This is a genomic window from Tunturiibacter gelidiferens (assembly GCF_014201335.1).
GTDB classification, from domain to species: Bacteria; Acidobacteriota; Terriglobia; order Terriglobales; family Acidobacteriaceae; genus Edaphobacter; species Edaphobacter lichenicola_E.
Window position 1 is genome coordinate 20,627 of record NZ_JACHEB010000014.1, and the last position, 22,328, is coordinate 42,954.

Annotated in this window: 20 protein-coding genes; 8 read left to right on the forward strand and 12 right to left on the reverse strand. The window is 59.0% G+C overall.

Going from position 1 to position 22,328, the window contains the following annotated elements:
• The first annotated feature begins 268 nt into the window (after positions 1-268).
• From queG to HDF14_RS23065, 3 genes are all read left to right on the forward strand, one after another.
• A complete protein-coding gene (queG, locus tag HDF14_RS23055) occupies positions 269-1,447 on the forward strand; it encodes a tRNA epoxyqueuosine(34) reductase QueG (RefSeq protein ID WP_260698525.1) in 1,179 nt (392 codons plus the stop codon).
• Positions 1,448-1,540: 93 nt separating this feature from the next.
• Complete coding sequence (locus tag HDF14_RS23060) at positions 1,541-2,506, forward strand: YihY/virulence factor BrkB family protein (RefSeq protein WP_183981114.1); 966 nt, start codon at positions 1,541-1,543, stop codon at positions 2,504-2,506.
• Positions 2,490-4,742, forward strand: a complete 2,253-nt coding sequence (locus HDF14_RS23065; RefSeq protein ID WP_260698526.1) for a PP2C family protein-serine/threonine phosphatase — start codon at positions 2,490-2,492, stop codon at positions 4,740-4,742. The genes HDF14_RS23060 and HDF14_RS23065 overlap by 17 nt, the downstream gene beginning before the upstream one ends.
• A gap of 311 nt (positions 4,743-5,053) precedes the next feature.
• On the opposite strand, the gene HDF14_RS23070 is transcribed toward HDF14_RS23065, so the two are convergent.
• From HDF14_RS23070 to HDF14_RS23095, 6 genes are all read right to left on the reverse strand, one after another.
• Positions 5,054-6,274: a lactonase family protein gene (locus HDF14_RS23070; RefSeq protein WP_313899673.1), complete on the reverse strand. Its 1,221-nt coding sequence runs from the start codon at positions 6,272-6,274 to the stop codon at positions 5,054-5,056.
• A gap of 329 nt (positions 6,275-6,603) precedes the next feature.
• On the reverse strand, positions 6,604-7,341 hold the full coding sequence (gene ccsA, locus HDF14_RS23075; RefSeq protein ID WP_183981115.1) for a cytochrome c biogenesis protein CcsA: 738 nt from the start codon (positions 7,339-7,341) through the stop codon (positions 6,604-6,606).
• Between the two features lie 24 nt (positions 7,342-7,365).
• Entirely contained in the window at positions 7,366-8,055 is a 690-nt protein-coding gene (locus HDF14_RS23080; RefSeq protein ID WP_183981116.1) for a heme exporter protein CcmB, read from the reverse strand.
• Positions 8,052-8,552, reverse strand: coding sequence for a Cys-tRNA(Pro) deacylase (ybaK, locus tag HDF14_RS23085; protein WP_183981117.1), 501 nt, complete (start codon positions 8,550-8,552; stop codon positions 8,052-8,054). The genes HDF14_RS23080 and ybaK overlap by 4 nt, the downstream gene beginning before the upstream one ends.
• Entirely contained in the window at positions 8,549-9,286 is a 738-nt protein-coding gene (locus tag HDF14_RS23090) for an ABC transporter ATP-binding protein (protein ID WP_183981118.1), read from the reverse strand. Before HDF14_RS23090 ends, ybaK begins: the two co-directional genes overlap by 4 nt.
• Before the next feature lie 16 nt (positions 9,287-9,302).
• Positions 9,303-9,758, reverse strand: a complete 456-nt coding sequence (locus tag HDF14_RS23095) for a cytochrome c maturation protein CcmE (RefSeq protein WP_183981119.1) — start codon at positions 9,756-9,758, stop codon at positions 9,303-9,305.
• Positions 9,759-10,163: 405 nt separating this feature from the next.
• On the opposite strand from HDF14_RS23095, the gene HDF14_RS23100 reads away from it, so the two are divergent.
• Positions 10,164-10,802, forward strand: a complete 639-nt coding sequence (locus HDF14_RS23100) for a hypothetical protein (protein WP_183981120.1) — start codon at positions 10,164-10,166, stop codon at positions 10,800-10,802.
• A gap of 64 nt (positions 10,803-10,866) precedes the next feature.
• Here the strand turns inward: HDF14_RS23100 and HDF14_RS23105 are convergent, their stop codons facing one another.
• Both HDF14_RS23105 and HDF14_RS23110 read right to left on the reverse strand, forming a co-directional pair.
• Positions 10,867-11,640 (reverse strand): alpha/beta fold hydrolase, encoded by a 774-nt coding sequence (locus tag HDF14_RS23105; RefSeq protein ID WP_183981121.1) that lies wholly within the window; start codon positions 11,638-11,640, stop codon positions 10,867-10,869.
• 107 nt (positions 11,641-11,747) lie between these two features.
• On the reverse strand, positions 11,748-12,326 hold the full coding sequence (locus tag HDF14_RS23110; protein WP_183981122.1) for a TetR/AcrR family transcriptional regulator: 579 nt from the start codon (positions 12,324-12,326) through the stop codon (positions 11,748-11,750).
• A 104-nt stretch (positions 12,327-12,430) separates the two neighbouring features.
• On the opposite strand from HDF14_RS23110, the gene HDF14_RS23115 reads away from it, so the two are divergent.
• Positions 12,431-13,147, forward strand: a complete 717-nt coding sequence (locus tag HDF14_RS23115) for a hypothetical protein (RefSeq protein ID WP_183981123.1) — start codon at positions 12,431-12,433, stop codon at positions 13,145-13,147.
• Positions 13,148-13,258: 111 nt separating this feature from the next.
• Here the strand turns inward: HDF14_RS23115 and HDF14_RS23120 are convergent, their stop codons facing one another.
• Positions 13,259-13,792, reverse strand: coding sequence for a ferritin-like domain-containing protein (locus HDF14_RS23120; RefSeq protein ID WP_183981124.1), 534 nt, complete (start codon positions 13,790-13,792; stop codon positions 13,259-13,261).
• Between the two features lie 13 nt (positions 13,793-13,805).
• Here HDF14_RS23120 and HDF14_RS23125 point away from each other — a divergent pair, with 13 nt between their 5' ends.
• Both HDF14_RS23125 and thiC read left to right on the forward strand, forming a co-directional pair.
• Positions 13,806-13,985: a hypothetical protein gene (locus tag HDF14_RS23125; protein ID WP_183981125.1), complete on the forward strand. Its 180-nt coding sequence runs from the start codon at positions 13,806-13,808 to the stop codon at positions 13,983-13,985.
• A gap of 194 nt (positions 13,986-14,179) precedes the next feature.
• The gene (thiC, locus tag HDF14_RS23130) at positions 14,180-15,676 is read left to right on the forward strand and encodes a phosphomethylpyrimidine synthase ThiC (protein WP_183981126.1); all 1,497 of its coding nucleotides are present in this window, start codon (positions 14,180-14,182) and stop codon (positions 15,674-15,676) included.
• 797 nt (positions 15,677-16,473) lie between these two features.
• On the opposite strand, the gene HDF14_RS23135 is transcribed toward thiC, so the two are convergent.
• Positions 16,474-18,633 carry a M28 family metallopeptidase gene (locus HDF14_RS23135; RefSeq protein ID WP_183981127.1) on the reverse strand — a complete coding sequence of 720 codons (2,160 nt, stop codon included), beginning with the start codon at positions 18,631-18,633 and terminating at the stop codon, positions 16,474-16,476.
• A gap of 238 nt (positions 18,634-18,871) precedes the next feature.
• Positions 18,872-20,659: an amidase gene (locus tag HDF14_RS23140; protein WP_183981128.1), complete on the reverse strand. Its 1,788-nt coding sequence runs from the start codon at positions 20,657-20,659 to the stop codon at positions 18,872-18,874.
• 180 nt (positions 20,660-20,839) lie between these two features.
• On the opposite strand from HDF14_RS23140, the gene HDF14_RS23145 reads away from it, so the two are divergent.
• Complete coding sequence (locus HDF14_RS23145) at positions 20,840-21,634, forward strand: alpha/beta fold hydrolase (RefSeq protein ID WP_183981129.1); 795 nt, start codon at positions 20,840-20,842, stop codon at positions 21,632-21,634.
• Positions 21,635-21,703: 69 nt separating this feature from the next.
• Here the strand turns inward: HDF14_RS23145 and HDF14_RS23150 are convergent, their stop codons facing one another.
• Positions 21,704-22,264: a hypothetical protein gene (locus tag HDF14_RS23150; RefSeq protein WP_183981130.1), complete on the reverse strand. Its 561-nt coding sequence runs from the start codon at positions 22,262-22,264 to the stop codon at positions 21,704-21,706.
• Positions 22,265-22,328 lie beyond the last annotated feature (64 nt).

Genomic DNA, 22,328 nt, shown 5'->3' on the forward strand with positions numbered 1-22,328 from the left:
CGACGGCAGCTGCATTACGAGCAGTCGCAAAATCCGAATGGCGCACATCCGTTGATAGTGACTTGTGACCGGGCAGTCTTCCGATGATTCGAAAGCCCTCCCGGCTATGACAAGTCTACTGGCAAAGGTGTATCCGGTGCAATGCCATCTATCCCGCCGATCCAGGCGACTATGAAGCAGTTTCATCCCGAGCGAAACGGTTTCTGCGACACCCTCCGCGAATTATCCTAGAGGCAAGCAGAGAAAAGTCATCCTCGAGGGAACGGGTTTGTTCGCAGGGCCACCACAAAGCGCCGAAGCATGGACCTCCGATCTCAAGCTCTGGCTGAGCGAACTCGCTGCTCACTCCGGCTTCGACACAGCAGGTGTAGCCGCAGTCGTTTCCGCGGACACCGAAACCAGTCAGCAAACTATCGACGCGAATAGATTCGCAGCCTGGGTCGAAGCCGGCAGAGCCGGTGAGATGGACTATCTCAAGCGCCGCAACGAGCAAGGAGTTCTGCTACGCAGTGACGTCCAGATTGCGATGCCCTGGGCAAGATCGGTCATCGTCTGCGCCCTGAACTATAACGTAGCCGCCCCGCTATCCATCGATCAGTCTGAACCCGGAACCGGATGGATCGCCCGCTATGCCTGGAGCGGACGCACCGCCCTCCCAGACACCGACGACCTCATCCCCACCGACTATCACGACGAACTCCTAAGCCGGCTCAAAAAAATCGAGTCGCATCTTCACGAGCGTTTCGCCTGCCAATCACGCTGTTACGTCGATACCGGTCCTCTCGTCGAACGCGCCGCCGCCGCCAAAGCCGGCATAGGCTGGATCGGCAAGAACACCTGCGTCCTCGATCAAAAACTAGGCTCATGGCTTCTACTCGGCGTCATTGTCACCTCGATCCCCGTGTCGTCCGAGCTCGCCTTCGAACTCCCTGCGGACCGCTGCGGAAGCTGCACCCGCTGCATCGACGCATGCCCCACAAACGCACTGGTGGCGCCGCGCGAGATGGACGCGTCACGCTGCATCGCCTATCTCACAATCGAGAAAAAAGGCGTCATCGCAGAAGAACTCCGCGAACCCATGGGCCGCCAGGTCTTCGGCTGCGATATCTGCCAGGACGTCTGTCCTTGGAACCGCCGCGCTCCAACCTCTCAAAACGAGGGCATGCTCGCACGAAAACAGTTGATCAATCCACCTTTAACCTGGCTCGCAGAGATGAACTCCGCAACATTCAAGCAATGGTTCAAAGGCTCGCCCCTGGAACGAACTCGTATGAAGCGACTGCACCGCAACGTCGCCATCGCAATGGGAAACAGCGGCGAAACGCAGTTCATCCCCCAACTCCAGCAATGGAGCACCGCCGAAGATCCCGTCCTCGCGGAGTCATCCCAGTGGGCGCTGGCGCGTATCCACACCCTTACAACCGCTCCAAACGGCCCGCAAATATAGGCAAAGATTAGCTGTCACCAAAGCTGACACCCTCTGCTAGCATCGGAGTGCGTTACCGGTCGTCGCTCGCCGGATATTGCATCGAACTCTTCTATGCCATCCATTCTCCCTGGTAAACACGAAGCATCCGCGTCTTCGAAGGACGACCAACACGATCTGCCGCCAAGGCCGATCGAAGACGTTGCCCCCGTCGTGCGGGAGTACGGTTTGGCGGCGCAGATCGCCGCACTGGCCCGCTACATGGCTCGGACTGAGGTCCACACCTACGCGTTTAGCGTAGCCGCGAACGTGATCCTTTCGCTCTTCCCCTTCATCGTGCTGCTCTTGACCCTGTGCCGAAGCTTCTTTCACTCACGTTCCATGGAGGCGATCGTCGGTGACATGATGAAGAATCTCCTGCCGGTCGGTCAGGACTTCGTCATGCGAAACATGCAACTGCTGGCCCACCCTCACAAAGGAACCCAGCTCTTTTCGCTCGTCATGCTGCTCATCACCTCCACCGGCGTCTTCCTTCCTCTGGAGGTAGCGTTAAACCGGGTCTGGGGAGTTCGCCAGAACCGTAACTACCTCCACAACCAGGCGGTATCTCTTGGACTCGCATTCGCGGTTGGTGTTCTGGCCATGGCGTCGGTAGCCTCCACCGCAAGCCAGCAGACGATTCTCTCCTGGCTCTTCTTCGGCCACACCGAAAACGTCGTCTATCACTTCGTCTCCTACGGCTTTCTCAAGCTCTGTGCTGGGCTTGCGAGCATACTGCTCTTCTTTCTAATCTATTGGGTATTGCCCTACAGAAAGATTCCAGCGCGCGCCGTGCTGCCCACAGCCATCGTCATCGGTCTGTTGTGGCAGGCGGCTAAGTATCTCTATATCAGGGCACTCCCCTGGCTGGACTTCCAGTCCGTCTACGGGCCGTTTTATATTTCGGTAGGGTTGATGATGTGGGCGTTTCTCTCCGGTCTGCTCCTGCTGGCCGGGGCACATTTTTCGGCGACGCGTCATACCTTGAAGCTGGCAAGACAGGCGGAACTGGAGGCGGCAAACGATGCAAGACGCGAATAGCCCTACCGGGCCGCGTGTTCTCAATCTGCTCAGAGAACGGATTCCGACAGGACTTGCCGGTGCCGCAGTCTGGCTTGGGTTGTGGTTCTGCGTGTTGTTTGTTCGCCACTTATTCTCAGGAGGATTCAGAACCTTTCTAGGGATCCTTCAGTTCTTTGTTGGAATCGCTCTCGTCTCCATCGCCATCCCACTCGCTTGGCAGCTTATACGGAAACATCTCCTCTGGAGCCTTCGTAACAAGCTGATCCTCACCTATCTCCTCATCGGCCTCGCACCGGTGATTCTGTTTCTCACCTTGGTGGGCGTTCTGGCCTACGTGGCCGCAGGCCAATTCGCAATTCACCTTACAGACTCCCGCCTACAGGCTGAGTTGATCCAGATGAGAAACGAGAGCGGCCGCCGCGCCGATCTCACCACTGCGCTCGTCGCCGAACGGCCAAAGGATAACGCGCAGCAGATTGGCGGTGCGATCCAGGATATTGAACAGGCTGGAGAGGTCGCACGACTTGATATGCCTCGCTTGAGGTTGCATCGCGAAATCCGCGTCTTCCTTAATGGCGCAGCGGTCGACATCGGTCCAAAGTATCGTGGCAAGGCTCCCTTCGGCCTTCCACCCTGGGCAACCGAGGTGCCCGGAGGAGAGTTTTCAGGCCTCGTCCTCGACGGGCGCGATCTCTACCTCGTAGCCCTTCATCAGAAACGGTGGAACGACGGACGCATCTTCACGCTCATGTCGAGTCTGCCGGTTGACGGTGCCGTTCTGAAGCTGATCTCAGACGGCCTCGGACAGGCAAGTCTTCTGCCCCAACGCGCCGGAAGAACCGCCAATGAAATCAGCAGGGAGAACAAAGCTGAGGCCACCCCGGGCACGCCCCCTCCCTCCCAGAAATCGCGACAGAAGGTTAGATTCGCGGTCGGAGCCGATGGGATAGATGGTGGATCATCCTGGATCGTCGGTGGCACAGAGCCCCCAGCCGTCAACGTCGTTGATACCCGGGTCAGCTTCACCTCGACCGAACCGATTACAGACTGGGACTCAGGAGAGCGAGACAACGTTCTCATCGCGGTCCAATCCCGACCCTCTCTTCTCTATAACCAGCTATTCGGCTCCTCCCTCGGAGGAATCGTAACCAGCGTTATACGCATCGCGATCATCCTGCTCTGCGTCCTCTTTGCACTCATCGAGCTGCTGGCGCTGTGGATGGCCATCGGCCTCAGCCGCTCCATCACCTCGTCCGTGGCTGATCTCTACAGCGCAACCGAACACATCGACCGCGGCGACTTCGACTACCGTATCGGCGTTAAAAGTGACGACCAGCTCGCCGAACTAAGCAGCTCCTTCAACACCATGTCTGGATCCCTGCAGCGGCTCCTCGAAGAACAGAAGGAGAAGGAGCGTCTGCAGAACGAGATCTCCATCGCCCAGGAGGTTCAGGCCAATCTCTTTCCGCTGCACGCGCACGGAATCGCGACCCTCGATCTGCACGGAGTCTGCCGCCCCGCCCGCTCCGTAAGCGGCGACTACTACGACTTTCTCGTCTTTCACGAAGAAGCCCATGCCGGCATGGTGGATCGCCGTGAAACTGGCGTCGGCATCGCCATCGGCGACATCAGCGGCAAGGGCATCTCGGCCGCCCTGCTCATGGCAACCCTTCACTCGGCGGTGCGCGCCTACCGCTTCGCGAGTGAGGAGCTTGTCTACAGCGAGACCAGCGTGGCGGGGCTCACAGCCAGCAGGGAAGGACGTGGAGGGGACTGCGACGAACTTTTCCAGTCCCCGGGACGCATTCTGTCCCTTCTCAACCGCCACCTCTACCGCAGCACACAGCCTGAAAAATACGCAACTTTGTTTCTAGCTCACTACGACGCGGCCTCCGCCGTCTTGACCTACTCAAACGCAGGACAGCTTCCACCACTCGTTTTGAGCCGAGACGGACACATCCGCCGACTCGACAAGGGAGGCACCGTCGTCGGCCTCATGGACGGCATGCAGTACGAGGAAGACCGCTTCAAGATGCAGCCAGGCGATATTATGGTCGCCTACTCAGACGGCGTAACTGAACCAGAGAACGACTTCGGCGAGTTCGGCGAAGAACGCATGATGGAGGTGGTCGCCCGTTACCGCGATCAACCCCTGCACGTAATCTCCGCCCAGGTCATGCTCGCACTCGACGCCTGGATCGGTGCCGAGGAGCAACCCGACGACATCACCCTCGTACTAGCCCGCCAGGTCTGACATCACCTTTCCGAACAGAAAAGAGTCGTCATCCTAACCCTGAGCGAAGCCGAATGGGGAAGGATCCATGTATTTTGTCTTTGCCTGCTCACGCGTCCGAGACTCGCCCGAAAAAATAGTTCAAAAAAGTGGCGTATTTTTCGGCGAAGAAAAATACGATGTCAGAACACCATCTTCACCACGCATCTCACCACGATCACACCATCAAAACACCACGATCAAACACCCACTTTTCGCAAAATACCCCTCAAAAACCCAACAATAACAACAAAAGCCAACGCCCACCACGCCAGATTTTTTTTCGCAAAACGCTATTTTTCGTGAAGAGCTTTAACCACGATGTCGTTGGGAGAAATTCCAGCCGGAAGGATCGTAAAGAGCGCTGGCCCCTGCTTTCCTTCCGTTCGAATAACCGCAATATCCCCGGAATGTGTATCTGCAGCCAGCAAAAGATGCTCATCCTCCGAAAAGGCAAGCGCATCCGGCCCGGACCCCGTACGAACGCTGCCTGCCAGCTTCCCGTCGTCAATGCTATAAAGCCCAATCGAATCAGCCCCTGAGTTCGCGACCCATAGCGTGCTGTTGTCGCGACTGACGATGCCCCGCACCGGCTTGTTTCCAATCGAGTAAGTTCCCCCAACTTCATTGGTCCAAGTAGCAATCTCGGAGAAGCTGTCGGAATCGAAGTTTGAGACGAAAATTTCACCGCCATCCGGTTTCATCGCAAGATGAACCGGCATCTTCCCAACGTCCAGCAACGCAAGCATGCGGTCCGTTGTAAGCGAAGGATTTTGTTTGGCCGCCCACGATCCAGGCGCTGCCGCCAGACTCAGCGCCATCACCTGATGCCCTGCGGAGCAGGCCACGAAGGCCTTTGAGGAGTCGGGCAAAATTACCGTGTCTCCGGCTCCGGGACAGCCGGAAAATGTCGAGCGAAGATGTGTAACTGAAGCAGATGCCGGGGAGCCGGCGCTGTAGGGAATCACATCGAAGACGGACACGCTGTTGCTCCCATGATTAGTGACTACGAGAGTGCGGCCATCAGGCGAGATATGCACCTGAACGGGTTGTTCGCCGGCCCCCGCGACGGAGACTTCGCGCCGGAGGTCAAGGTCAACTATGCTGACGCTGTTCGAGCCATAGTTGGCAACGTAAGCACGATGTCCGCTAGGTTCAACAGCGATGAAGGATGGCCGATGACGGACAGCAATCGTCGCAACAACACGATTTGCGTCGGCGTTGATGACTGAAATCGTGCCCGACTGAGCATTGGCGACGTAAACCTCATTTCGAGTGGGGTTGACTGCCATGTTGGTTGGGTTGGTGCCGACTTGGAGGGTGTGATCCTGACGAAGGTAGACAAGATCAAGTACGGTGACCGTATTTGATCCCGCATTGCTGACGTATGCGTACTCGCGATAGCCCGCTGGAACGTCAGGAAAACGGCTCCTATGGCAGCCGGAGAGGCCGAGGAGGATCGCAAATGTTGCGACGACGGGGAGACGAAATGAAGAGCGGTGGGGCGTTGGCACTGTTCGGAGTCTATCGAGGTGGTGCAAGAGCGGCAAGAGGAAGTGCGATCGCGAGAATTTTTAAATTAGGTCTCCGAAACTTTATGCGTCATCCGGTGTTTATGCGATCGATGCTGATGGTCGATAGCATCACGTGCAATTCCTACTCGGACAACGAAGCTGCGGTCCCCCTGCGGCTTCGTTGATTTTTTAGCGGCCGACTCGCCGAACATGAACCCAATTCCACGCAGTCCATGCGAAGTATCCACCCTGAATAACCCACACAGCGATGTAAGCGAAGAGCAGATGCCGATGAGGCATTGTGCTCAAGTCAAAAAAAGAACGCCAAGTCATTGCGGAATCTCCAAAGAAGCTTCGATGGCCTGCAGGGCAGCTTCCTGCTCGGCAAACTGGCGGCGGCGTTCGAGGGCGAAACGGAATACGACAATGCAAATACCCCAAACAGTCCAGCCAGCGAGATTCCAATAAAAGGCGGGAAGCATTGAGGGGTCGACGCCGGAGTCTGGGCCACCACCAAAGACCGGGGCGGGGTGTTGGGTGCGCCACCAGCGGATGGACATGTATACGATGGGCACGTCTACCGCGGCAAACACGGAGAGGACGGCAGCAAGGGTGTGGGTCTGTCCGGCAGAGGAGAATTGGCGCAACATCAGATAGCTGACATAGAGAAGCCATAGCAAGAGCATGCTGGTCAGGCGAGGATCCCACGTCCACCAGATGCCCCATACAGCGCGTGCCCAGAGCATGCCGGTCAGCAAACAGATGCTCGAATAGACGACGGTCACTTCCGCGGTTGCGAGAGCCAGGGCATCCGCCGTAAGGGCCTTCAACGGCTCTCGACGTCGCCAGTATAGGTAGAAGAGCGATGCCACGAAGTTGATGTAGGGGAAGATCAGACTCAACATCGCGATCGGAACGTGATAGTAGAAGATGCGTCCGACGTTGCCTTGTGCCGCATCCGTGGGGACGAGGAAGATGGCTTGGCGGAAGCCGAAAGCGAGCACGGCGATGCTGATCCCGAACCAGAGCCAGGCGACATTGCGGAGGGTGGGGGTGCGCTGCTCCATAGACCTATGGTATCCCGAATGCGGTCATTCGGCGTTGAGAACGGTCTCGAAGAGCAGAATGCAGACCGTGGTGAAGATGATGTCGTAGCCGAGAAGCTGCTTGATCCAGGTGCTGATCTGTATCGGGTCTAAGTCGGCGGTTAGGACGCCGGTTGTGGCCTGGACCATGGCCAGCAGGGCCGGGAGGGAGATGGGCAGGAGTAGGAGCGGGAGGAGAAGTTCGCGGTTGCGAGCGCGAAGACCGAGCGCAGCGAAGAAGGTGCCGTTGACGACAAGAGCCCAGGTGCCCAGCGGCAGGATCAGAGCAAGGAGCCAGACGTTGCCGAGGGCGTGGAGATTGAAAAATACGATGAAGATGGGGGCTAGCACAGCCTCTACGACGAGAACGAAGAGCATGTTGGCGAGGGCTTTGCCGAGGAAGAGGGCGGAGGCGGGGGAGGGGGCCATACGCTGGGCCTCGAGGACGTTGTTCCGCTGCTCGCGTGCCCAGGATTGGTTGAGGGCGGTGATGGAGGCGAAGAGGAGGGCTACCCAGAGGATGCCACCGGATATCTGGCGCGTCATGGTGGGGTAGCTGGTGGGGTCGAAGGCAAGGCCGAAGACCACGACTACTAGCAGGGCGAAGAAGAGCATGCCGTTGATGGAGTCACGGGAGCGCCACTCGAGGCGGAGGTCTTTGCGGAGGTGGTCCCAGACGTGGCGGAGATACTTCATGCCTTCGCGACGTCCTTGGTGAGATCGGTGAGGGTTGCGTTGGCGGCGCGAAGGTAGTCGGAGGGCGCGAGGAGGATCTGGAGACCTCGCTTGCCGGCGGAGACGGAGATCTGGCCGAAGAGTTCGATGGTCTCGTCGGCGAAGGCAGGGAAGGGCTTCTTCGCTCCCATGACTGTGACTCCGCCGCGGATGTAGCCGGTGAGCGGCTCGACTTCTTTGAGGGAGGCTAGTTCGGCTTTTTTCGCTTTTGCGGCTTGAGCCAACTTTTTGAGATCCAGTTCCGCGTCACCCGGGATGACGGCGAAGACGTGTTCGCCCGTGTCGGTGTGGGCTAGGAGGGTTTTGAAGACCTGTTCGGGGGGGAGGCCTATCTTGCGGGCAACTGAGATGGCGGTTAGGTCCTCGGGATCGACTTCGTAAGTGCGTAGCTCGTACGGAATGCCCAGGGTGTCGAGGAGGCGGGCGGCGTTGGTTTTGGCGGCGGCGGGGGGCTTCACCCGTGGGCCTCGGTGCCTGAGTCCAGTATCTCGCCGTTGCGCATGGTGAGGGTGCGGGTGGCGAGGGGTTCGGCGAGGGCGAACTGGTGGGTGGTGAGGATGATGGTCCGGGCGCCCATTACTCCGTTGACGGGAGCTACGGGCCAGGTGCGGAAGTCGGCGAGCAACTCGACCATGTGGCGGGCGGAGGCCGCGTCGAGGTTGGAGAAGGGCTCGTCCAGGAGTAGGACCTCGGGGTCCGTCTGGAGGACGCGGGCAAGGGAGGTGCGCTGGCGCATGCCCTGAGAGAATTGGCCTACCGGGCGGTCGAGCTTGGGGTCGAGGCCTACGGCGCGGAGAGCCATCTCGGGGTTGCCGACGCAGGCGCAGCCTCCATCTCGATGGAGGGAGGAGAAGTAGTTGAGGTTCTCCATCGCGGTGAGCTCGTCGTAGAGCATGGGCGAGTGGCTCATGTAGGCGACACGGCGGCGTTGCTGGTGCGGGGCTTCGGAGAAGACGGTAACGCGGCCCCGAGTCGGGGTGATAAGGCCTGCGATCATGCGCAGGAGTGTAGATTTTCCAGCGCCGTTTTCGCCGAGGATCATGGTGCAGGAGCCGGTGCAGAAGCTGGTGGTGATGTTGCGGAGCGCTGCGAAGCGGCCGTAAATCTTAGAGACTGACTCGAGCGAGATGCAGTCCGTGCTGGCGACGGATGGAGGAGCGCTGCTGCGAGTTGTCTCTGCCGTCTGCGTCATATCTTTGAGCTTTGCGTTATTTGGTTGCAGGCAGTGTGGCGGCAGCGGTGGTGGCTGGGGTTGCGGAGGCTGGGGCCGGGGCGTACTTTGAGGCGCATTTGGCCTGGAGCTGGGTGGCGTGGAAGACGCCGTCGCGGCTGTAGGTGCCGACGGCGAGGGCCTGGGCGTCGTCCTTGAAGGTGTCGGGTGGCGGCTCGGATCCCTGGTAGACGACGGAGAGTTTGCGGCCTTGCTCAAGGAGATCGAAGGTGGCGTTGGTGCCGACGCGGTGGATGCTGCCGGGTGCAACGTTACCGGCTACACGAAGATGGCGGGTGTAAGCCTTATTTCCCATGCCCTGCAGCTCGCCGATGGTGACGTAGTAGCTCTTGTTGTCACGTCCACCGGTAAAGGACAAGTAAGCGATCGTGGCCACGATGATGACCGCGGCTACGATGAATTTGATCGGGCTTTTCTGAGTTACGTTTGCCATGTTCTTCGTCTTTCAGTCTACGGTTACGGGTTCGATTTGGGTAGCGGCCCTTTGTGGGATACCCCCCTCCCCCCTGCGGGGTATCTTGCGCGTAAGCTGTTTAGAATGAATAGTTTATGGGCAGGGTGTGTCTGTAAAATATTCCATTCAAAGGACTTGTGTGCAAAATACTTGTTTTGTTGTAGTTACGATACCGAGCGATCTCGACGAGTTTCGATCAGTTTCGCGTAGCCGAATCTGGGTTCCTCTTCTATTTTAGACGTTTGAAAGGGGGTAATACGCCACGACAAAAGCCGCTCTGGGCGCGGGTTTTTGCATGGGAGTGGCTTGACAGTATTTTGACAGTCAACTTTTCAAGCTCGAATATCTGACCGCTCAAAGGAGTATTCGCGATATGGTTCGCCCATGAGAAAAAGGGCGATCCTGTTTGGGTGTGGGTTGATGATGCTTTCGGTCTCGTCTTTGCTGTCGGTGGCGCAGAGCGGGTTGGCGGCGCAGAACGGTGATCGCTCGGACTCTTCAGCGTTTGATCGTTACATAGGCTGCAGGTTCAGCGATGGGTTATCGGTTGTGGAGACATCGCCGCTTGCGCCGGGCATTCACGAGCGCACGGTTCCGACCTCGAAGGGATCGAAACAGGTGGGGATGGTGGAGGGGCGAAGGGTAATGTTCGCTTATCCAGGGAAGGATTTCTACGCGAACGTGAAGGTAGAGATTCTGCCGGAGAAGGACTATTCGGAGACGAGACAGACTCTGGTCGATAACTTCGACTACATGCTAGCGACCAGCAAAGACAGCACGAGGAACTATGAGTTGAAGCCGAAGCTTAATGGTCTCGATATTCGTGGGTTGGATAAAGACAAGCTTGAAGGTGGTGTCTTAGGGATCTATGTGCTGTTGAACGATGCGTCGAGGGTGGTGACTACGATTTATTTTTTGAATCAGGAGTCGAAGGACCGGAGCTTTCAGACGATTGAGGAATATCGCGTGGCAAGAGATCGATTTCTTTCGACTTACGCAGCTTGTATTGCGACGAAACACTAGTTGTCTTTTTTTGCAGGGCTGACTCGCGTGAGTTGCGAGACAGCCCTGCGGTTGGTGGAGATAGTTATTTGGTGGATGCGGCGGCCTTCTCGATGAGGGCTGCGACGGGTGCGGGATGTGACAGCATGGCGACGTGGCTGGAAGGGAGCGTGATGGTCTCTGCATGAATCGCGCTGGCCATGGCGCGCTCGGCGTCGGGTGGGATCATGCGATCGTTCGCGGAGACGACGTACCAGGAGGGCTTTTGATGCCAGGCTGCGGTGGTGATGGTTCCACCCAGCACTTTGGCGTTGGTTGGCCCCTGGGTGGCGGTGATCTCCGCTTTTTCTGCAGGGGTGAGGTCTTGAGCGAAGTCTTCTGAGACACCTTTCGGGGTGAGCTTCAGAAAGCCCTGTGCGTCGGGACGAAGTTCTGCGATACCGGGAGGTGGTGTTCCGCCCTGGCTCAACTGATTGATGGATCCGTTGTCGCCGGGTGCGAAGGCGGCGACATAGACGAGGCCGGAGACCTTGGGGTCATTGCCTGCTTCGGTGATGACGACGCCGCCGTAGGAGTGGCCGACGAGAAGCACCGGTCCATCTTCAATGGCGATGGCCCGTTTGACGGTGGCGACATCGTCTTCGAGTGAAGTGAGGGGAAGCTCTACGGCGACGACGCGGAGACCCTTGGCCTCGAGGAGAGGGATGACCTTGGACCAGCTCGCGCCGTTGGCCCAGGCACCGTGTACGAGAATGACGTTGTGAGTGGGGCCGGTTGATGAGGTTTGGGCTGGGCTGGGCGTGGCTACCGCAGAAAAGAGGAGCGCGGCGGTGAGGGTGGATAAGAGACGAAACTTCATAGTGGTCCTTTCGAGTTGAGTTGCATTAGAAGTAATCTACCTTCTAGTAGGTAGATTACGCTAAAAGCACAAAGACTTTGTCAGCGCCTGACAATCTTTACCTGAATTTAGAGTTGTGCGGCGAGCCTGCGTAGGGCTCCCTGCATGACCGATGTATAGACTTTGCTCGTCCCGTAGGTGCGGGCTGAGACCATGGCGCCGTTGATTAGAGCGATGAATGTGTCGGCCTCGGTCGAGGCTGATTGTTCGAGCCGAACGATGCCTTTGGAACGGCCTTCTTCCATGGTTTCCTGGACCCATACTTTGAGTTCGCGGAAGTAACGCTTGACTTCAAGCGTTACCTCCTCCGGAAGCGTAGGGAGCTCGGCGCCTAGCAAGGCGGCGATGCAGATGGGCTCTGTTTTATCGCGAATGCATTTTTCCCAATAGAGAACGTAGGCCTCGAGGCGCTTGAGCGGACTGTCAACTCGCTGGGTGAGATCGCTGAGCGCTGCGCCGAGCTTGTTGCGGTGTTGTTTGAGGACGGCAGTGACCAGAATCTCTTTGGTAGGAAAGTGGTGATGGATGCTTGGCTTACGAATTTTGACCATCTCTGCGATATCCGCATAGCTGAACGCCGAGTAGCCGCGATCGGCGAGGAGGGAGTGAGCGGCTTCGAGGATTCGATCTGCGGTATCACCTTGCACGGCGGGATACTACCAACTAGTAGGTGTGGATGCAACTTGTATTGGACGAAATATTCGGTGGAATTTGTTCTCGCGGTGGGGATGGCGGGCGTATGGTCGGGGTTATGAGCGAGCTTTTGGATTTGGCGGTGAGAGCGCACGGCGGGCTTGAGCGTTGGAATAAAGTGAAGTCCGTGACGGTTGCGGCTTCGATTTCGGGTGGGCTCTGGTATGTCAAGGGGAAGCTTGACTATCTGAAGAACGTTGTCGTGACGTGCGACGCGAAGGTTGAACGGCTGGTGATGGATTTTCCCGGACAGGATAAGCGGTCGATCTTTGAGCCGGAGCGGATTGTGATGGAGAAGGCGGACGGGACGTTGATCGAGGCACGCGATGATCCGGAAAAGGCCTTTGAGGGGGATCAGCGAGAGAAGCCTTGGGACGATATCCATGTTGCTTACTTCAGCGGCGAGGCGTTGTGGACTTATTTGACCACTCCTTTTCTCTATACCTACGCGGGTTTCAAGAGCGAAGAGATTGCGTCGATTGAGGTAGAGGGCGAGACGTGGAGGCGGCTGAAGGTTAGCTTCCCGGATTATGTGAAGAGCCATACTCAGGAGCAGATCTCGTGCTTTGGGCCCGATGGTTTGCTGCGGCGACACGACTATACGGTGGATATTCTTGGGGGTGCGACGGGACTTAATTATGCGTCGGATTATCGGGATGTTGACGGTATTGTTTTTCCGACGAAACGGCGGGTTTATGCGTATGAAGGGGATTACCAGGTGGTGAAGGAGCCCTTGCTGGTTGCGATCGACATGGGCGAGATCACACTCCGCTAAGAGGCTTTCTGTGACGTTAGGGAACCTGTTGGCTTCCTGGAAAAAAACAGGCTGAGATCTCAAATAGATCTCAGCCGAGTGGAAATTGATGGCGAGTGAAATGCTCGCCGTTTAGACGTGGGTGGGGACAGCAGTCACCGTGTTCGCGGCGGCGGTGTTGACTCCGTCTGCGATGGAGGTGAGGAGTTCGTCGGCGTCTTTCTCTTCGTCGAGGATGCTGTCGAGGATGTCGGCGGCGGCGTCTTCGCCGAGGAGCTCGGCCCAGGTGCGGAGGGTTCCGTAGACGGCGATTTCGTGATGCTCGACCTGCTGGGCGCTGGCAATGAGGGTGATGTCGCGGATGGTGGTGTCGGCGGCGTCCTTGATGTTGTCTTCGGCTTCGGAGACGAGGGCAGAGATGGCTTTGCAGGTGGAGGTGTCGGCTTCGCCGTTGTTGACGTCGCGGAGAAGGCTCTCGACCTTGGCGACGTGGCCCTGGGTTTCGGTGAGGTGGTTGTTGAAGGCGGAGGCGAGTTGAGGGTCGGTCGCTTTTTCAATCATGGTGGGCAGGGCCTTGGTGATCTTCTGCTCCATATCGAGCGCCTTGCGGAGGTTGGCGATGTAGAGGGTGCGTAGGTCTTCGATGTTTTCGGAAAAAAACTTCATGGGGAGGTTCTCCTTGGTAAAAATTTGCGCGATGTCCTGCCGGCGTGGATTACGCCGTGTGGGGCTGCGTTGCATGTGGGTGAGAGCGGCGAACGTTCAGGCTGTGGCGCTCACGGTCGTTCTGCTTCTGGTGGATTGGATGCGGTGGTCTGGAGATGGTTGGCTGCATGGCGAGTGGCTGCACCGGGATTGATGCGCTGTGAAAAGGATTTGGCGTAATTAGACGTTGTGTGGAATTTAACCGAGAGGAAGTGCGGCAACGGAAGAAGCTTCTTCCTTTCTGCTGCGGAACGACGGGCGAACGGTGCGGGAACAAAGTGCAGATCAAAGCGGCTTCGCGTGCATCGTATACTTACTCGATAACACTGCGAGACGGGCGGGAGAGATATGAGCGAAAACGGGAACGGCGCAGCTTCAAACGGCAATGGCAACGGGGCGCATTCGCACGGTAACGACTACAAGGTGCCGACGGGGCGTGCGGAGTGGATTGTGAAGCGCAAGGCCGAGGCGGCGCGGACTGGCGACACGAACATGAGCCAGATGCACTTTGCGCGTAAGGGCATGATCACCGAAGAGATGGCTTATGTTGCTCAGCGGGAGAAGATTGCGGCGGAGCTGGTGCGGAGCGAGGTGGCGAAGGGGACGATGATTATTCCCGCGAACATCAACCACGTGGAGCTGGAGCCAATGGCGATTGGGGTGGAGTCGCTGTGCAAGATCAATGCGAATATCGGGAACTCCGCGCTGGTGTCGAATGTGGATGAGGAGCTGAAGAAGCTACATACGGCGGTGCACTTTGGCGCTGATACGGTGATGGATCTGTCGACGGGTGGAGATATTCCGATGATTCGAGAGAAGATTTTGCGGCATTCGCCGGTGCCGATTGGGACGGTGCCGTTGTATGAGGCGCTGAGCCGGGTGAAGAAGGTGGAAGATCTGAATATTGATCTTTACCTTGAAGTGATTGAAGAGCAGGCGCAGCAGGGTGTTGATTACTTTACGATTCATGCGGGCGTGCTGATTGAATATGTTCCGCTGGTGGCGAAGCGGATTACAGGGATTGTGAGCCGGGGCGGGGCGATTCTGGCGCAATGGATGACCTCGCATCACAAGCAGAATTTTTTGTACGAGAACTTCGACCGGATCACGAAGGTGATGGCGAAGTATGACGTGAGCTACTCGCTCGGCGATGGATTGCGGCCGGGTTGTCTGGCGGATGCCAGCGACGAGGCTCAGTTTGCGGAGCTGAAGACGCTGGGTGATTTAACGCGGCAGGCCTGGAAGAGCGATGTGCAGGTGATGATCGAGGGGCCGGGACATATTCCGATGGACCAGATCAAGCTGCAGGTGGATAAGGAGGTCGAGCTCTGCGATGGCGCTCCGTTCTATGTGCTGGGACCTCTTGTGACTGACATTGCGCCGGGCTATGACCACATTACCTCTGCGATTGGTGCGGCGATGATTGGTTGGCATGGTGCGGCGATGCTCTGCTATGTGACCCCGAAGGAGCATCTTGGGCTGCCGAATGAGAAGGATGTGAAGGACGGGATTATCGCTTATAAGATTGCTGCTCATGCGGCGGATGTGGCGAGACATCGGCCGGGGGCGAGGGATCGGGATGATGCGATCTCGCATGCGCGGTATACGTTCGATTGGGATAAGCAGTTTGCGCTGTCGCTTGACCCGGAGACGGCTCGGGGGATGCACGATGAGACGCTGCCGGATGATTACTACAAGGAAGCGGCGTTCTGCAGCATGTGTGGGCCGAAGTTCTGCAGCATGAACTGGTCGAGCAAGGTGGACGAGTTCAACGCGAAGGAGCATGGGCTGCACAAGCAAGACTTGACGCAGATTGTGACCGAGCAGATGGCGCTGCGCGGGTAGAGGTTGAGTAGATGCTAGAGTGCGATAGCAACGTGAGGGCAACGACAAAGGCCAAAACAAAAGCGAAATACAGGGATCCTTCGCTTCGCTCAGGATGACGGTTTTGTTGGAGGTGCCCACTTTGCTCAGGGTCAGGATGTCGACAGTTGAATAGGAAAAGGCCGCATTCCTGGTTTGGGATGCGGCCTTACTTTTTCGGGGAGGGTTTCTTGTTGGGTTGGCTCTGAGCGTTGGCTGAGAGTTTGTTGCGGCGGGGGCGAACGAGACTGAGCTGTGGGGCGGCAAGGGGTGGTTCGGGGCTGGGTTCGAAGGACGGCTCGAATTGGTCAGCGCTGAAGTTGAAGGCCAGGCCCGCAATGCGGTGGGGAATGCGGGTTGGTGTGGGCTGGCAACAACTTACCCCGTGGGGCGGCAGCACAGGGGTGAGGCTAGAGAATATCGTTCCCTTCTTTGTTATCGGATCGCATGGCAAGAAGTGCAGGAGCAATAATCATTGCGAGAAATACCAAAGCTAAAACCAGATCATGGACCATTGGGGAGTCTCCTTTTGGCGGCTTTGACCGTCTTGAGAGTAATCATGCGGCAGGTAACTAACTGGGAATATCCCACTTCGGCACTGAAAGATACATCCTTTGGGGGATGGTTCCTTTTCCATGCTGGATGTGTCCTGCCGGACGGGCCTCCTGCGCGGAGGGCGGTCACTTCGTGACTTGTGTATCCCTTTGGGTGGTCCTCCCGTTGGTCGGAGTGATGGCTGATTGTGGTGTTTCGGATGGTGGTTTGTGGTGAGTTTGTGGTTATTTGGCGGCTTCCAGGATGGCGGCGGAGCGGTTGAGAGCCGCGGTGAGAGCGGCTAGCTGGGCCTGGGCGCGGGGGGCGTCCGGGGCGTCGATGCCCTCGTTGACGCCGGGGATGACGACGGCGGCGTAACCGGTGAACTCGCCGGGGGCGTAGATGGTGTGTTTGTACCAGGGACGCTTGGGGAGGCCGTCAGGGTTGAGAAGAGCTTCTTCGGCGTTGCGAAGGGCCTCGTTGAGCCCGGTGGGGTTGGCGGGAGGCGCGGACTGGACGGCTCGGATGGCGGTGGCGGCGGTGGCGAAGCGGTTCGCGGCTGCTAGGGCGGAGGTGAAGTCGAGGCTGAGGCCTTTGGTGGTGGCTAACTTTTGCGCGGCTTCAAGGTAGCCTACGATCTCTTTGCCGTAGAGCTGGTAGTCGTAGGGGAGGACGTCGGCGTCCGCCATGTGGAGGATCTCGAGGCCGAAGACGCGGGCTTGCTGCTGCTCGTAGACGAAGGTGGGGTCGGCGAACTTGGTGAACCAGTTGTAGTTGTCGAAGACGGAGTGGTAGACGCCGTAGGGTCCTTCGGAGCCGATGTCGGTGGAGGGGACGCCGAGGTGTTGGATGAAGGGGGTGTAGTCGGAACCGGAGCCGAGGGTGCCGATGCGGACGTCTGAGTCGGTGGATTCGGAGGAGCGGTTGCGTTTGCGGGTGGGGGAGGGGGCGTTCTGGTCAGCCTTCCATTGGTCGTAGACGGTGCCGCCTTTGGGACTGGGGACTTCTTTGGTGACTTCGCGGACGAATTGCTTGAGGGAGGGGACGGCGGCAGCGTCGAAGTTGGGACCGGCGACGCCGACGTCGGTGTTGAAGTAGGCGACGGCGTGGGCGAGGATTTTTTCGTGTTGCTCAGCCCACTCGGTCGAGCCGATGAGGCCTTCTTCTTCGGCGTCCCAGCTGCCGATAACGATGGTGCGCTTTGGCTTCCAGCCTTGCTTGAGGAGTTGGCCTAGTCCGTGGACGGTTTCGAGCATGGCTGCGGTGCCGGAGTTGGGATCGACGGCGCCGTAGACCCAGGCGTCGCGATGATTTCCGGCTACGACCCAGTTGTCTTTTTGAGAGTCGTCGGTGCCATTGATGGTGCCGATGACGTCCCAGATTGTGCGGAGTGCGATGTCCTCGTCGAGGTGCATGTGGACGGTGACTTTGTTGGCTTCGGTGTGATTGCCGCCAGCGCCTAGATGGTAGGTGAAGGGAAGAGCGCCCTGCCACTCGCGTGGGGATTCGGCTCCGCCCAGGGCTTTGAGGATGGGGGCGGCGTCGTGGTAGGAGAGCGGATTGGTGGGGATGCTGGGCTGGTTGTTTTGCAGCTTGTCAGCGGGGATGCGTTTGGAGTCGGGGAGGTCGGGGGTGGAGGCTATGCCGGGGGTGGTGGGGTCGCCGGGATAGATGGGCAGGAATTGGACGGAGCCGCGCTGGACGCCGGTTTCGGGGCGGTAGGGCCCCTTGGGGTACATGTCGCCGCGGAAGTAGCCGTCATCGGCAGGGTCGGAGTAGATGAGGACGCCGATGGCTCCATACTGCTGGGCGATGTAGGTCTTGATGCCGCGGAAGTTTTCTCCGTAGCGGACGAGGACGATCTTTCCTTTGATGCTGATGCCTAGTTTGGCGAGTTGTTGGAAGTCGGCGAGGGTGCCGTAGTTGGCGTAGACGACTTCGGCGGTGACGTCGCCGGAGGGGGAGGAGCCGTTGAAGGCGGGGAGGATGCGGGGATCGTCCTGGAAGGGGTCGCCACCGAATTTGTTGGGGTCTACGTGCTCGGGGGTTGGTCCGGACATGAGCTTGTTGCCGGTGGCATCGAAGGCTTCGATGACGATTTTGACGGGTTTGGTGAGGAGGACTTTGAAGGGGACGATCTCGGTTTCTAGGCCGGCGGCTTTGAACTTGTCGGCGACGTAGACGGCGGTGGCGTAGTCCTCGGGTGAGCTGGCCCAGTGGGGCGCGGCGGTGAGGGTCTTGAGATGCTGGCCGGCGAGGGCGGGGTCGGGGACGGCCATGAAGGCTTTGTCCAATTTGGCCTGCTGTGCGAAGTCGCGGTAGCCGAAGACCTGCGGGGTGGGGGACTGGGCGAGGGTAAGGGCGGCGAGTGGAAGCAGGCAGGCTACGGTGCGGAGACGGGTCAAGTCGCGGGGCCTCGGAGAGTGAGTCGTTGAGATATCACACAGGGTATCGCAAATTGCTGGAAGCGGTTCCACTCGACAGCTAAGCGGATGGATGGACCGTCGGTTGGCCCCAGTGGTGGGAGCGTAGCGGTTGAAGTTGTGCTTCGCGTTTGCCCTGCGCGGGCGGCGGTCACTTCGTGACTTGTATACCGGCTTCGCGCTTGGCCTCCCGATGGTCGGCGGAAGATCTCTATCGGCACTAGAAGCCTGGTGGATTTTCCTGGGCTACGTTGAAGTGGCGCTCAAGTGCGAGGCCAGCGCTGGCGATGGTGCCTTCGTCGAAGAGGCGGCCGATGAGGGTGACGCCGTGTGGGACGCGGCGCGGTGGGTTGAATTTTGGGAGAGGTTTGGCGGGGTCGGGTGCCCAGTCGCTGCGAGCTTCGGAGACTTCGACGAAGCCGGCGCGGAGGGTAAGGGAGGGGTGGCCGGTGAAGTTGGTGATGGTGAGGATCTCGTCGCGGAGGGAGGGGACGAGGAGGAGATCGACTTCATTCATGATGCGAGCCATCTCGACGGCGACCATGCGGCGGAGGCGGTCGGCCTGGACGTAATCGACTGCGGAGAGGAAGCGGGATTGGCGGAAGGTGTTGGGCCAGGCGTCTGGGACCTGGGCTTTGAGCTGGTCGAGTTGATGGTTGAGGGCGATCTCTTCGAAGGCGGCGGCGGCTTCGGCGAAGAGGATGAGGTCGAGGTTGTCGTAGGGCCAGTCGGGGAGGGTGACTTCGACAGGTGTCATGCCGAGGGTGGAGATGGCGGCCAGGGCGGCGCGATCGACGTCGGTGGCCGGGGCTTCTTTCATCCACTGGGGGAAGTAGCCTACTTTTAGATTCTTTATTGGAGCTCGGGCGTCGAAGTCTAGTTTGCTGGGGACGCAGGCTACGTCGTGGCCGTCGGGGCCGGTGATGGTGTTGAGGACGAGCATGGTGTCTTCGACGCTGCGGGCCATGGGGCCGAGTTTGTCGAGGGACCAGCAGAGGGTCATGGCTCCGGTGCGCGGGACGCGGCCGTAGGTGGGGCGGAGGCCGGTGACTCCGCAACGCATGGAGGGGGAGACGATGCTGCCTCCGGTTTCGGAGCCGATGGCGAAGGCTACGAGGCCTGCGGCGGTGGCTGCGCCTGGGCCTGCGCTGGAACCGGAGGAGCCTTCTTCGAGGAGCCAGGGGTTCATGGTTTGGCCGCCGAACCAGACGTCGTTGAGGGCTAGTGCGCCGAGTGAGAGTTTTGCGATGAGGACTGCGCCGGCGGCGTTGAGGCGCTCGGCGACTGTGGCGTCTGCGGTGGGGACGCGATGTTGGAAGGGCTCGGCGCCGTAGGTGGTGGCGATGTTGGCGGTGTCGAGGAGATCTTTTGCGCCCCAGGGGATGCCGTGAAGGGGGCCGCGATAGTGGCCGGCGGCGATCTCGGCGTCGGCGGCTTTGGCTTGCGCGAGGGCGTGGTCGCGGGTGAGGGTGATGATGCAGTTGATCTTCGGATTGAGGCGTTGGATGCGCGCGAGGTAGATCTCGGTGAGGCGCGTGCTGGTTAGCTTGCGGGTCTCGATCCAGCGGGAGAGCTGGTGGACTGGGGCGAAGGCGATGGCTTCGTCGGTGGTGGGGAGTGGGGCTTCGGAGGTGGTGCGGAGGAATTCGTTTTTTGCGGGGAGGGTGGGCTGGCCGGGGAGGATGGAGTTGATGAGGGAGTACGGAGCGGTGGTGGTGGGGATGGCGACTTTGCGTGGGCCGGTGCGGCGTTCGTAGAGGGGAGCCATGGCGGCGCGCCAGTTTCCGGCGGCCTGGGCGCGATCTTTTTCGGTGAGCGGGAACTGGACTAGCTTTTCGGCTTCGGCGAAGGTGGCGCTGGAGACTTCTGGGCCGACAGACGGAGAGGTGCCGAAGGCGGGTGGTGCCCCGGGAGTGGGCGGTGTGACGGGAGTTTGGGCAAGAGCGGAGGTGGAGGCGAGCAGCGTGAGCGTGCTTTGAGTCAGGAATTCCCGGCGTGATTTCGACATTGGTTCCTCTGGGGAGGAATTGTAACGGGAGAGTTGCGAGGAGATGTCATTGGCAGGAGGTGACGACATTCGATTGCGGTTTTCGCAGAACGCGACGGGTGGCGAGATCGCAGGTTGCGTCATACACTGGCTGTTCTTGCTGGTGCGAGTGCGAAGCCCAGCAGGAAAGGGTGGGTAGATATGTCGAGGGTTGTGTCGAAGGACGGGACGGAGATCGCGTATGACCGGGAGGGGTCTGGGGCGGCGGTGGTGTTGGTTGATGGCGCTCTGGGTACACGCTCAACTTCTACGAAGCCAGAGCTTGTGAGGCTGTTGGCGCAGCGGTTCACGGCCTACAGCTATGACCGCAGAGGACGCGGAGAGAGTGGAGACACGGGACCGTATGCGGTTGCGCGGGAGGTGGAAGATATTGAGGCGCTGATTATGGAGGCGGGCGGAACGGCGTTCGTGTATGGTCACTCTTCGGGTGCTGCGCTTGGGCTGGAGGCGGCGCTGGCACTTGGCCGAAAGGTTAGGGCGCTGGCGATGTATGAGGCTCCTTACAATGACGATGAAGCGGCGCAACAGAGTCGGAAAAAGTATGTGATTGAGCTCGAGGCGCTGCTGGCCGAAGGGCGCAGAGAAGATGCGGTACTGCTCTTTTTGGAACACCTGCAGATACCGGCACAGCAAGTGGAGATGATGCGCGGCCTGCCTCTGTGGGGCGAGTTTATGGCAGCTGCACCCACGCTCGCCTATGATGCCGCTGTTTTGGGCGAGACGGGTCGCGTGCCGGTGGAGCGTGCCGCCCTGCTTGAACCCCCTGCACTCGTGATGAATGGCGGGGCGAGTTATCCGTTTATGGCCGAGACGGCGCAGACCTTGAGCAAGATAATGCCGCAGGCGCACCTTCATGTGCTCGAGGGACAGACGCATGGGGCGAATCCGACGGTATTGGCGCCTGTGCTGGCACAATTTTTTTCAGCGCACGGGTGAGTGAGGCTTGAAGAGGGCAACGACTGACAACTGGCACTCATTCAAAATGTAAGATGTACGGACAGGTCCCTAATCGGGGACCTGCCAGCCTACGGGGCTTTGGGCGAGGGTGATGGTGTCGGTGGCCTGGCTGGTGGTGGCGCGGGCCATCGCTGGGAAAGCGGCCTGCACGTCGTGGCTCTCGGCCCAGACGGGGACTTCCTTCATCGTGTAGCTGTAGGTGACTTTTGTTTCTTTGAAGCCGTTAGCGACTTCGACGGGGGTGAAGCTATTGATGCCGGTGACTTCGCGATGGCCGTAGCAGAAGCGTGGGGCGTAGCGGGTACCGGCGGATGCGACGGTGTAGCGGCTGACGTGGATGCTCGTCTCGACGGACTTTTCGAGGAGAAGATTTTTCACGAGGGTGTCCAGCTGCTTTGTCTTTTCGGCGTCGCTGGTCTCGAAGGGGAAGCGCGTGTCGGTCAGTAGGCACTCGGGGTGGTCGAGGTAGTGGTTGTTGATGCCGATGGTGAAGTTGGCGGGGGTGGCGGCGGCTTTGCCGGTGTCATTGCAGCCAATCAAGGCGAGGGAAGCAACAGTTAGGGCGGCTGCGAGTGTGATGAAGGCTGACTTGCTTTGAACGATTTTCATCGCTTCTCCTATTTGATCTGACTAGTTGGATGCAGATGCGCGGGGTGAGTGTTTGTATCTGTGG